The 11,975-nt window shown below is 58.2% G+C and carries 11 protein-coding genes; 3 read left to right on the top strand and 8 right to left on the bottom strand.

Going from position 1 to position 11,975, the window contains the following annotated elements:
- Positions 1 to 55: 55 nt before the first annotated feature.
- From ACUN8H_RS03350 to ACUN8H_RS03325, 6 genes are all read right to left on the bottom strand, one after another.
- Positions 56 to 1,195, bottom strand: coding sequence for an MFS transporter (locus ACUN8H_RS03350; protein ID WP_445530749.1), 1,140 nt, complete (start codon positions 1,193 to 1,195; stop codon positions 56 to 58).
- An 11-nt stretch (positions 1,196 to 1,206) separates the two neighbouring features.
- Positions 1,207 to 1,716, bottom strand: coding sequence for a TetR/AcrR family transcriptional regulator (locus tag ACUN8H_RS03345; protein ID WP_445530748.1), 510 nt, complete (start codon positions 1,714 to 1,716; stop codon positions 1,207 to 1,209).
- 61 nt (positions 1,717 to 1,777) lie between these two features.
- Entirely contained in the window at positions 1,778 to 2,203 is a 426-nt protein-coding gene (locus tag ACUN8H_RS03340; RefSeq protein WP_445530747.1) for a Rid family hydrolase, read from the bottom strand.
- A gap of 42 nt (positions 2,204 to 2,245) precedes the next feature.
- On the bottom strand, positions 2,246 to 3,649 hold the full coding sequence (locus ACUN8H_RS03335; RefSeq protein WP_445530746.1) for an ATP-binding protein: 1,404 nt from the start codon (positions 3,647 to 3,649) through the stop codon (positions 2,246 to 2,248).
- Positions 3,618 to 4,304, bottom strand: coding sequence for a response regulator transcription factor (locus ACUN8H_RS03330; protein ID WP_445530745.1), 687 nt, complete (start codon positions 4,302 to 4,304; stop codon positions 3,618 to 3,620). The genes ACUN8H_RS03335 and ACUN8H_RS03330 overlap by 32 nt, the downstream gene beginning before the upstream one ends.
- Positions 4,304 to 5,119 carry a MipA/OmpV family protein gene (locus ACUN8H_RS03325; RefSeq protein WP_445530744.1) on the bottom strand — a complete coding sequence of 272 codons (816 nt, stop codon included), beginning with the start codon at positions 5,117 to 5,119 and terminating at the stop codon, positions 4,304 to 4,306. Before ACUN8H_RS03325 ends, ACUN8H_RS03330 begins: the two co-directional genes overlap by 1 nt.
- Positions 5,120 to 5,331: 212 nt before the next feature.
- Here ACUN8H_RS03325 and ACUN8H_RS03320 point away from each other — a divergent pair, with 212 nt between their 5' ends.
- Together ACUN8H_RS03320 and ACUN8H_RS03315 are read left to right on the top strand one after the other, a co-directional pair.
- Positions 5,332 to 6,486, top strand: a complete 1,155-nt coding sequence (locus ACUN8H_RS03320; protein WP_445530743.1) for an efflux RND transporter periplasmic adaptor subunit — start codon at positions 5,332 to 5,334, stop codon at positions 6,484 to 6,486.
- Positions 6,483 to 9,542: an efflux RND transporter permease subunit gene (locus ACUN8H_RS03315; protein WP_445530742.1), complete on the top strand. Its 3,060-nt coding sequence runs from the start codon at positions 6,483 to 6,485 to the stop codon at positions 9,540 to 9,542. The genes ACUN8H_RS03320 and ACUN8H_RS03315 overlap by 4 nt, the downstream gene beginning before the upstream one ends.
- Positions 9,543 to 9,641: 99 nt before the next feature.
- On the opposite strand, the gene ACUN8H_RS03310 is transcribed toward ACUN8H_RS03315, so the two are convergent.
- Positions 9,642 to 10,385 (bottom strand): SDR family oxidoreductase, encoded by a 744-nt coding sequence (locus ACUN8H_RS03310; RefSeq protein WP_445530741.1) that lies wholly within the window; start codon positions 10,383 to 10,385, stop codon positions 9,642 to 9,644.
- 165 nt (positions 10,386 to 10,550) lie between these two features.
- Between ACUN8H_RS03310 and ACUN8H_RS03305 the strand changes: the two genes are divergently transcribed.
- Positions 10,551 to 11,468, top strand: coding sequence for an AraC family transcriptional regulator (locus ACUN8H_RS03305; RefSeq protein WP_445530740.1), 918 nt, complete (start codon positions 10,551 to 10,553; stop codon positions 11,466 to 11,468).
- Between the two features lie 29 nt (positions 11,469 to 11,497).
- On the opposite strand, the gene ACUN8H_RS03300 is transcribed toward ACUN8H_RS03305, so the two are convergent.
- Positions 11,498 to 11,890, bottom strand: a complete 393-nt coding sequence (locus ACUN8H_RS03300; protein ID WP_445530739.1) for a RidA family protein — start codon at positions 11,888 to 11,890, stop codon at positions 11,498 to 11,500.
- Between the last annotated feature and the right edge of the window lie 85 nt (positions 11,891 to 11,975).

Genomic DNA, 11,975 nt, shown 5'->3' with positions numbered 1-11,975 from the left:
GCCCGTTATAGTGACGGGTATTCAATTAAACGGCGTCGAAGGGGGGCCACCATGTTCATGCAGCCTGCAGTTTCGCTTTGGTGGCGCTTGCCAGCCCAGCGGTGAACGTGAGGCACGCAAAGATGATTACGGCGTAGTCGGTATTCAACTGATCCATGAGTAGCCCGAATATCGGCGCGCCTGCGGTCTGGCCGATAGCGATCGTCAGGAAGCCAATCATCAAGCCCGTGGCGGGTCGGTCGGGCAGTGCAGAGACGCCCCATATTAAATAGACACCGGTGAGCATGATATAAGCCGCACCGAAAAGCATGCCGCCGAGGAGCGCCAGGAGGGGGGTGGTGACGCTGGTGCCGACTAAGATAATCCCTGCTGCTAAGGCCGCCAGAAAACACCAATGGGTGAAATTGAGCCCAAAACGCGCCACTAATGTACCCGCGCCTGCCCCTAAGATGCCCGCAGTACCGATAGCGATCCAAAGCAGCCCGGCGCCAGTGGTACTCCAACCCAGTTGATCTGAAACGAGTTGGCCACCAAAAGACCAGAGCGCAGTGCTTGATGCACCCATCAAAAAGGCGGCCACGATCAGTCGAGCAATGTCAGTGGTAAACAGTGGCAAACCGGCGGCGGTTTTCGAGGTCGCTTTCGTTTTGCTGGGAACGCTGAATGCGGCAGCGATCGACATTATAAAAGCAGCGACTGCAAAGCCCGCGAAGGCTAACCGCCATTGGCCGCCAAGCAGTAACGCGATTGGCCCTGAAAGTGCCACGCCTGCGCTGGTGCCGGCATTAATGATCGTATTAGTAGCGCTTTGACGATCGGGTCTGACAACCGTGGCCACTGCTGCGGCCATAGGGGGTGATGCTAGCCCGGTGCTTGAGCCTGCGAGCATGACTACCGTGGCGAGCAGCAGGGGAGAAGGCGCCACTGCAATGCCCACCATGCCTACCGCGGCGACCAGGGCCGCACCAATGGCAACCGCGCGGGCGCCGATGCGTTCGGTCAGATATGCCGATAGCACGATGGCCACGCAATAGCCCAGAAAAGCGCCGCCGGATATCAAACCACTTAGAGTAGAGGTTAGGGAAAGATCAGCGTCGATCTGGGGCAGGAATAGCCCAAAGGCGAAGCGAGCAAAGCCGTAGCAGACGGCAATTAACCCAAAGCCAGTGGCGCCCAAATAAAGGCTAGGGCTCATGCGCGTGCCTGCTAGATAAGCGCTGATGCCACAGTGCGTGCCGACACGATTGCGTCCACACCACGGTAGATAGCCGTCGCCGTTGCGCCCTCGAAAAGAACCAGAACCTGTTCGGCCAGTTCCGGATGACGGTCACCGGTCTCTAGGCTGACGATTTCCTGAATTTTTTCATAGAGAGCCGCCTTATGTGCCAGCACAGCGTCGGCAATTTCCGGCGTATCGCCGCCGGTTTCACCCTGCGCACGCAGGAAAAGGCACCCGCGGCAGCCTTCGACCCGCACCCACGCTTCCAGCGCATCAAACAGTGCCGCAACGGTGTCTACTTCGATGGAGCGCTGGAAGCGACGGTGCCGCTCTGCGAGCACATCGCTTATCAGCGCCGTTTTGCTGCCAGCATGTTTGTAAAGCGTGCGGCTCGACATGTCAGCGGCCTGGGTTAGCTTGTCCATACCGGTGGCGGTAAAGCCGTGCCGGTCGAAGAGGCGTTCTGCTGATGAAATAAGCTTTGTTTTGGTATCCATGTGGACAATGTAAAACGATCGCTTTACACCGTCAATTGTTACTGGCTTGTTTTACGCCCTTTCAGTCACCTGATAAATATCCCGGCAGTGCGGCTTCTGCCTCTAAAGCAATTAGCCATTCCGGTTCAGCAAGACCGTGCACAATCAACCAAGTGGCCGCTGGAGGTGCGTTGGGGAAGCGGCGCTTAAGCCCTTCAATCACCACATGTTGATCGTAGCGCGCGGATTCGGCTAGGTAGATTCTCAGCATCACCACCCGCGAGAGATCGCCTCCTAGGCCTGTTAGTAGCCGTTCGATATTGTCCAACGCTGCCTCGGTTTGCTCGGCAAGTTCGGGACCCGCCAAATGACCCTGGGGATCAACGCCTAATTGACTGGACATCAGTACCCGCGAACCTCCCTGCACTAATACGGCTTGGCTATGGCCCTCATCCAGGGTGTCGGGCAGATTGGGCGGATTCAGGGGCTTGCGTCTTAATATTTGCATGACCACCTCTTTGGTAAACTTATGGTTTTGACGATCTCTCGATCAAGTGCGAGTGATGCTCCGCAGATCGCTTTCACTGGCCTTGCTTTCTCTGCATAGGGTCATGATTAATCCCGGATGAGCATTACGGGCTGACAACATCCAACCGTGTGCCATGGCAATCTCCTGACAGATGGCCAGCCCCAAACCGGCGCCGTGGTCGCGTCGATGCGCACCTCGCCAAAAGCGAGAGAACAGTAGAGGCAACTGTTCTGGCTCGACGCCAGGCCCCCGATCTCGCACGGTTATCCTGTTTTCTTGGATCTCTATGCTGACAAGGGTCTGCTCGGGGGCGTGCTGGATAGCGTTCTCCAGCAAGTTCTTGAGCAGAGTGAAGCATGCCCCGCGATCAGCCTTCCATGTCACCTTGTCGTCGGCGGCGAGTACCGTTAAATGCACGTCGGCGGACTCCGCCATGCGTTGCAAGTAGGTGGAAGCTTCGTGGGCGATTTCGTGCATTCGAACAACGCTAAACTGGTAGTTGTGCGCCTCGCTCGCTTCGGCCAGAAGTAGCAGTTGTTGCACCTGGCGTGTCATGTACTCGACATCGCTCAATAGCGCCTCGCGATCATTCTTACCATTCGCGATCAATTCAATCTGGGCACGAATCAACGCCAGTGGTGTTTTTAACTCGTGGGCCGCGTGGCCGAGAAACTCCTGCTGGAGACGATAACCCCGCTCAAGGCGCGCCAGGGCGTGATTGAAGCTGTCCACTAGTGGCGCTATCTCCGCGGGCACCGCGTCCGTATTCAGTCGGGCGTTGATGGAGCGCGGCGAGATGGCCGCCGCGGACTCCGATACGTCTCGCAACGGCTTGAGGGTGTAGCGCAGGGTAATATAGGCGCATAACCCGAAGGCGATGAACAGTACGAGCCCGAACACCGCCACGGCAGCGACCACCTGCGGAAAAGACACGGTATAGACGATATCCAGGAACCTCGCACTGACCACGAATTGCAGATACCACCTTCGTCCCTCATGCTCGAGGGGCTGCGTGGCGCCGTAGAAGGTCTTTCCCTCATGCTCGAAGGTGAAGTTGCCACGTGCCAGCCGAACAAGATCGCCGTCGGCCTGCCAAAACTCCTCTCCTGAGCTCGAAAAGACGGCCACGTTTCCGGCTTCATCCAGAATCCGGTAAGCCGCTTCGCGCTGCGGGCCCTCGTACAGCCAGGCGCGGTCTTCCAGACTCGAGTCGAAGCCGACGGGCCGGCCACGGTTGTCGAACTCGATATTGTCCACCAGCCCCTCGGCCGCGTCGGCCAGGTCCATCTGCGCCAATACATTGCTCTGCAGCAATGCAGTCGCCGCGATTACCAGCAGCATGATGCTGAGCACCATGCCCGCCACATACGCCAACAGTATCTTCAGCCTTAGGCTATTGAGCGTTATCCGCTTGACGAAGCGCATACCCCATTCCTCTGACATTGGCGATCTGCTGACGCGAACCGATGGCAAGCAGCTTACGGCGTAAACGGTGCAGGGCAACATCCAGTGCGTTCGGTGTCACTGCCTCGCTTAGCCCCCAGGCTGCCGCCTCTAACGCGCTGCGGCGGACTACTTCATCGTGCTTGTAGAGAAGTAGCTGCATAATATGCAGCTCCGCCGGGGCAAGAGTAATGCTCTCGTCGCCGCTAAACAGAACGCCGCTTTCCGTATGCAGTCTCAGGTCGCCGTGAATGGGGTCGATTGAATGGAATTCTGCAGGGCGGCGGAGCAGGGCACGCACACGTGCCACCATCTCATCCATGGCAAACGGCTTGGGCAGGTAGTCGTCGGCACCGGCTTCGAGGCCTTCTAGCCTGTCATGCAGCGCATCGCGCGCCGTTAATACCAGGCAGGGCACGCTAAGGCCTGCGGTGCGCAACTTCTTGAGGAATAGCAGCCCATCGCCATCCGGCAAGCCGCGATCGAGTACCAGTGCCTGGTAGGGCATCTGCTGAACGGCTGCCCAAGCCGAATCAATGCGGTCGACAACATCAACGGCGATACCAGCGGCCACCAGCCCTTTGCACATTAAATGCGCTAGCCGGTCGTGGTCCTCGATCAGCAGTATGCGGCTCATCAGAAGGTATAAAGATAGCCAACTAACACGGCGTTTTGGGTCGAGCGATCCACCAGCGGGCTATCTTTGATTTCGTCCGCCAGGCTCGTGACCTCAACACCTAGCAGCACAGAGTGATGCTGGTCAAACTGGTACACGCCGCGCACCCCCGCCTCGATAGTGACACCTGATTCCCCTGAATAGGCAGGGCGATCGAAGCGAACTTCACTATCGCGAACGCCGAAGTAGTAATCGATGTTCTTGTCGTCCTGCCAGGACGCCCCCACGTGTGGGGTTAGCATGATATGTTCGCCGAATTCCCACGTTCTCTCCAGGCCAAGATCGAAGCGCTGCCCGTCGCTGTTGCCGGAGACGTCGGTGAGCCATTCGGCGCTGACCTCGAACAGCTCGCTTTCCCACTCCACTTTTGCCCCCGCCCAGAAGCCGCCCTCGCGCTCACGCATGCCGTTGAGAATCGAGGCATCGCCCTGCTCGTAGCCGCTCTCATCGTACTCGGCGACGATACCAAAATTGAGCTGTTGAGAGTCGCTGATGACAAGGCTCGGCAGTTTGAATTCGATTTCCGGGCCGAAGACACTAATGTACCGGTTCTCGATCAGGAGCAAGGGGAATGGCGTGTTTTCCCTGTCCATACCGGCATAAGGATCCTGTTCGCTTATGGCGCCTACGCCTAATCCCCATGTGGTTTCGTCTGAGCTCTCTTCGTCGGCGAACGCCGCCGGAGAGGCCATAACAAGCGCACTGATAAACGCGCCTGAGGTTAATTTCACCGTGGTGAGGCGGCTGTTTAAAAATAGCGACTGATGAGAACCCATGATTGCACTCCTAGCGTGTTGTTAAAGGGAGAGTGGTAGGAAAGCGCCATCATCAGGAGAGTTATCTTACGCGTTTCTTACTGGTGGCTGATTTATTTAAAGGTTATGTCAGTAAGTAACGAGAAAGAAACAAAGGCCAATAGTTGTTCAAACGCAATTCTTGCTTTCACTTTTTCATCAGTGAACTGAACAATTTGAAACAGGCCTGAATTATGTCATCTCCCATCAGAAAAATGTATCTCGGCGGTATGGTTGCCGTGATCGCTAGCGCTGCCGCGCTGGCCTTTATGCAGGCGGTGTCGGCGCAAAGCGATGGCGTCGCCGAACCGACGGCGCAGCCCTCACTATCCGTCAACGTGACGACATTAGCGCCTCAGACGCTGCCGACGACGATTGCGGCCAATGGTGATATCGCTGCGTGGCAGGAGATCATTATCGGTACCGAAATCGGTGGCCTGCGGCTGGTAGACGTCAAGGTAGACGTGGGTGATGAGGTCACGAAAGGTCAGGTGCTGGCCGTTTATAACGACACGACGGTGCGCGCGGAGCTTGCCAGGAGCCGCGCCGCCGTGGCGGAAGCCGAAGCAACGCTGGCCGAAGCGAATGCCAACGCCCAGCGCGCCCGCAGTTTGAAAACCACCGGCTCGCTTTCTGAACAGCAGATCCAGCAATACGAAACCGCCGAACTCACCGCCCGGGCGCGCCTCAACGTTGCCCAGGCGCAGAATGAAGCCCAAGCGCTACGCTTGGCTCAGACCCAGGTGATCGCCCCGGACGACGGATTGATCACCACGCGCACGGCCACGCTTGGCGCTATTACCGGCGCTGATCAGGAGCTGTTTCGGTTGATGCGCTACGGCAGGCTGGAATGGCGGGCTGAGGTCGCCGCCTCTGAGTTGAATAAGCTGCGACCCGGCCAGAGTGCCAGGGTCACCCTGTCAGGCGGCTACGAGCTCGACGGGCGTTTGCGCACCATTGCGCCGCTGGTGGACACCGCTACCCGCAATGGCCTGGTCTACGTCGATCTTCCAGTAAGCGACGTCGCCCGAGCGGGAATGTTTGCAAGGGGTGAATTTGAATTGGGCACCCGCCAAGTGATGACGCTACCCCGTTCCGCGGTGCAGCTACGCGATGGCTTTGGCTACGTCCATCGCGTCAGCGATGAAGGCCAGATAACGGAGCAGAAAGTTGCCCTCGGCCAGCACACGGAGGATCGAATCGAAATTCATGCCGGGCTAGAGCCCGACGACCGGGTGGTTACCTCGGGCGGTGCGTTTCTCGGCAACGGTGACCAGGTGCGGGTGATTGAGGGAGAACCGGGGCATTCACTCCAAACAAGCGATATCGACGTCGAGGAGGGGGTATGACGCTTAACACCTCATCCTGGGCAATTCGCAATCCTATTCCGGTGGTTCTGCTCTTCATCCTATTGACCTTCTGGGGGCTCATCTCCTTCCGAGGCTTGTTTATTCAGGACTTGCCGGATGTGCAGCTGCCCCTCGTGGAGGTATCTGCCTCGTTGCCGGGGGCGGCCCCTGCCTTAATGGAGAACGAGGTTGCCCGCAAGATCGAGGACGCCATCGCCACCGTCTCCGGCGTCAAAAATATCTCTACAACGCTGACGGATGGCAATGCCGACATTGCTATCGAATTCATGTTGGAAAAGTCCTTGCAAGAGGCGATTGAGGACGTGCGCGACGCGGTTGCTCGCATCCGCTCGGAGCTACCCGCCGACCTGCGTGATCCAGTGATTCGGAAGGGTGAGTTTTCCAGTGAGCCAATTGTGCGCTACGCGGTGAACTCCTCCGATCTAGACGATGAGGCACTATCCTGGTTCGTCGATGACAAAATGACCAAAGCCGTCTTGGCGGTGCCGGGCGTTGGTTCGGTTCGGCGTATCGGCGGGGTCGATCGCGAAGTCCGCGTGGCATTGGATGCGGATCGCCTGCTGGCGCTGAACACCACGGCGCTGGATATCTCACGCCAGCTGCGCCAGGCGCAGTTGGAGGCCCCTGGTGGCCGTGTGGATGTCGGCGGCGCCGAACAGGCCGTGCGCATCATCGCCAACGCTGAATCCGCCGCCGAGCTGGCGACCATGGAGCTGGCGCTCAGCGACGGTCGGCGCATTCGCCTTGATGAGGTGGCAACGGTTACCGATACCGTGGCCGAGCGGCGCTCAATGGCACTCTTGGATGGCGTTCCCGTCGTCGGCGTCGAGATAACCCGTGCCGAGGGGTACGGCGAGGTGGAGGTGGCCGAGGGGGTGCAGTCTGCGCTCGCGGCGTTGCAGGTGCAATATCCCCATATCGAGATCGAAGAGGCCTCCAATTTCGTCGGGCCGATGCTGGAGAACTATCAAGGCTCCTTGCACATGCTATTCGAGGGGATGGCGCTGGCGGTGCTGGTGGTGTTCTGCTTCCTGCGCAATTGGCGGGCGACACTGATTGCGGCGGTCACGCTTCCCCTCTCGATCATCCCCACCTTCGCCTTCATGCACTTGATGGGCTTCTCGCTCAATACCGTGACGTTGCTGGCGCTCTCGCTGGTAATCGGCGTGTTGGTGGATGATGCCATTGTCGAGATTGAGAATATCGAACGGCACCTGCTAATGGACAAGCCCCCGCGACAGGCTGCTATGGATGCGGCGGCAGAAATCGGCTTGGCCGTGGTCGCCACTACCTTTACGTTGATTGCCGTTTTTCTGCCCACGGCATTTATGAGCGGCACCGTCGGACAATTCTTCGTTCAGTTCGGTTGGACGGCCTCGGTAGCGGTGCTGTTTTCGCTGCTGGTGGCGCGCCTGCTGACGCCCATGCTGGCTGCGTATCTGCTGCGCAAACCCCAACATCCCTCGCGCGATCCAACGTGGATTAGCGTCTATCTGGTCGTCGCCCGTTGGTGCCTGCGCCACCGTAAGACAACGCTCCTCGCGGCGGCGGCCTGCTTTGCAGGCGGCATCTGGCTGGCCTCGACCCTGCCGGGAACCTTCATCCCCCCCGATGATAATTCCCAGACGCAGGCGACGCTCACCTTGCCGCCCGGTAGCACCTTTTCTGAAGCGGCGGCGCTTGCCGAGCAGGCACGCTCACGACTGGTGACGCAGCGGCATGTCCTTAGCGTCTTCGCGGCTATCGGCGGGGGCTCCGGCAGCAATAGCTCTGATGTGACCTCGGTGGAACTGACCATTGGTTTGGCGGATCGCGCAACCCGCGAGGGCGTTACGCAGCAAGACATAGAGCAGCAGTTACGCGTTGCACTCGCCACGCTTCCCGGCGTGCGAACTCGCGTAGGCGACGAGGGGGATGGCTATGAGTTGGTGCTCGCCGGTGAGGATAGTCGGGTGCTGGAACTGCATGCCCGCCAAGTCGAGCGGGAGATGCGCGCCATTCCCGGCATCGGCGCGGTGAGTTCGACGGCCAGCCTGGTCAGGCCTGAACTCATTGTACGCCCTGATGTTGCCCGTGCCGCCGATCTTGGGGTCTCGGCTCTGGCCATCGCCGATACGCTGCGCATCGCGACAGTGGGCGATAACGCCGAGGACCTTCCTAAGTTGAACTTCAGCTCGCGTCAGGTGCCGGTGATGGTGCGGCTGGCGGATGCCGCTCGGGAGGATATAGCGACCCTTAAACGGCTACCCGTGCCTGGTGCGAACGGGCCAGTGCCGCTGGAGAGCGTGGCTAACGTTGAGTGGAGCAGCGGTCCTTCGGAAATCACCCGGCATGATCGTCTGCGCAACGTCAATTTCGAGGTGAGCCTGCAAGGGCAGCCTTTGGGAGAAATCGAACAGGCCGTGCAGGCACTGCCCAGTTTACGTCAGTTGCCCCGCGGCGTGTTTCAGGCCGCAGAAGGCGATGCGGAGGAAATGGAGGAGCTTGCCTCAAGCTTCGGGATTGCCATGCTGACCGGCGTGCTGTGTATTTATATGGTGCTGGTGCTGCTGCTCAAGGATTTCATGCAGCCGGTCACGATTCTGGTGGCGTCGGTGCTCTCCGTCCCCGGGGCTTTCCTGGCGTTGTTCCTCACGCAGACGCCCGTGTCGCTGCCCGCCATGATCGGATTGATCATGCTGATGGGCATCGCCACCAAGAACTCGATCCTGCTGGTCGACTACATCATCATCGCCCGTCGGGTGCATGGGTTGGAACGCCTAGACGCCATTCTTGATGCCTGCACAAAACGTGTGAGGCCCATCGTAATGACGACGATCGCCATGGGGGCAGGCATGATGCCGATCGCCTTGGGTTGGGCCGGCGACCCCAGTTTCCGGGCCCCCATGGCCTTTGTTGTCATTGGTGGGCTGATCACGTCGACGCTCTTGAGCCTGCTGGTGATTCCCGTTGTTTACAGCTGTATCAATGATTTTGTGAGCTGGCTGCGCTGTTGCTGGAAGCGAAAGCCATATCAGGAGATTAGGCAAGCATGATAATGATAGCGCTTACACTAGACGTTGAGTTCAATGGTACGCCCGATAAACGTGAATGCTGGCATGAATCTAGCCTTTCACTATCAGCCACGTATGAACTCACATTTTGCTAAGCGCCTCCACCGCCTGATCGAAGTGCCCATCGCGCTCCGCCCAGCGCAGGAAATTTACTTTCTCCACCAGAATTTCTTTGGGTGTCGGCTGCTGGCTAAACAACGCCATGACCTCTTCGATATAGTCATTGAGAGGCATATAGCCTTCGCGGGTCGACTGTCCTGGCGTCAACTCTGTCTGTACGGCGGGGGGAGCCAGTTCGATAAGTTCGACTTTACCCTTGAGCTGTTCGCGAAGGGAGATTGTGTAGGAGTGGATGGCTGCCTTGGTGGCGTTATAGGTTGGGGTACCGCTCAACGGCACAAACGCCAACCCGGAGGAGACGTTCACGATCGCCGCGTCGGGTTGGTTGACGAGGTGATCGGTCAGCGCATTCGTTAACCGGATTGGCCCGAGCAGGTTAGTGACGACGGTCTGCTCGGCATCGCTCAGATCTCGATTGCTGGACAGGTCTTCCCGCCGCATGATGCCTGCATTGTTGATCAGAATATTGAGATTGGGGTGCTCGGCGATGACCCGCTCAGCGAAAGCTTCGATGGACGTTGGGTCTTCGACATCAACGACCATCGCGTGCATGTTTTGCTGGCCAGCAATGGTTTCCTCCAGCGTTTCAATGCGCCGTCCGGCGACGATGACGGTGTTGCCAAGTGCATTGAAGCGCAAGGCAAGTTCACGACCAATCCCGGAGCCGCCACCGGTGATAAGCATAGTATTTACTGATGTTTTCATTATTTCGCGCTCCGTCTATTTTTAGGACTCAATGCCACTAATGTTTTAACAATTCGGTGGCGGCGGGGCTTGCCAACAACTGCGCAAAACTTGCCTGATCCTGCAGGTGTGGAGAAACGCCTTCATCACCATGCTAACGTGAGTCGAAATGCTGGAGGAAAGCTTATGAACTCACTCATACAGGCGGTTCAAGCGTATGCCAAACGCCACGCCAATAGCGATGGCTTGGTGATAACGCCGGTAACGGGGCTCAGCATGATGAGCGTCGACACCGCTGCTGGCGATCTGCAGTCGATCTACAAGCCAATGGTTTGCCTGGTATTGCAGGGGGCAAAGCGGATGACGGTGGGGCACCAGCAGAGGGTATTATCTGCAGGGCAGTCGGCGATCGTTAGTGCAGATATGCCGGTCGTTGGAAGAATTGTGCAGGCTAGTCATAGTGAGCCTTATCTGGCGGTCGCGGCCGAGCTGGACATGGTGATCATGCGCGAGCTGGCCGCCCATATTGAGAGTACTCACGCTCAGCGAACTTCTGACATGCAGACGCTATTCGCTGAAGACACCGAAGCCGAGGTGATAGACTGCGCATCAAGGCTGATGAAGCTCTTGGATCGCCCCGATTCAGCGCCGCTTCTACGCCCAGGTATCATGCGGGAGTTACATTATTGGCTGCTGTCAGGGCCTCATGGTGCCGCCTTGCGGGAGATTGCAGATCCGGATAGTTATGCGAGCCGCCTTGCCGCCGCCATTGCTATCCTGAGGGCCGAATACACATCGCGGGTGTCGGTGGAACAGCTTGCGACAGAGGCAGGCATGAGTCTCAGTTCGTTTCATAAACACTTCAAGCACATGACGTCGCTAACACCGGGGCAATACCAGCAGCGGCTGCGCTTGATCGAAGCGCGCCGCCTGATGCTTGATGAAGGATGTTCCGCGAGCCATGCAGCCTTCGAGGTGGGGTACGAAAGTGTCTCTCAGTTCACTCGCGAATACGGTCGCCTTTTCCAGTTGCCGCCAAAGCGCGATGCGTTGCGTTTCCAAAAATCCAGCGAGACTGCCGCCAGCCACGCAGCGGCGTCGTAACGTCTAGGTGCCTGAGTCTTATCGCTTGTTTACTCGGGTACCCTAGCAATGACCTTGATTTCAAAGTCGAACCCCGCTAGCCATGTCACGCCGACCGCCGTCCAGTTTGGGTAGGGTTTTTCCGGAAACGCGCGCGCCTTGGCTTCCAACCAGATAGGGAATTGGGCTTCCGGGTCAGTATGGAAGCTCGTCACATCGACGATATCGTCGAAGCCTGCGCCCGCTGCTTCCAGTACTCTCTGTAGGTTATCGAAAGCAAGCTGCACCTGAGCGGCAAAATCTGGCTCGGGCGAGCCGTCTTCACGGCTGCCGACCTGGCCCGACACGAACAAAAAATCGCCAGAGCGGACGGCAGCAGAATAGGTGTTTTGCTCATAAAGCGCCTGGCGGCCCGAGGGGAAAATAACGTCACGCTTAGCCATGTGAATCTCCATCAGTAGGTCGAAGCCGACCCTTTGTTTACGATGAAGTCACTTTAAGCCGACATTAGGGGTGGATAAACGGCGA

The sequence above is a fragment of the Vreelandella sp. V005 genome (genome assembly GCF_052645115.1).
Note: the sequence above shows the minus strand (reverse complement) of the source record. Positions and strands in the feature narration are given on the sequence as shown.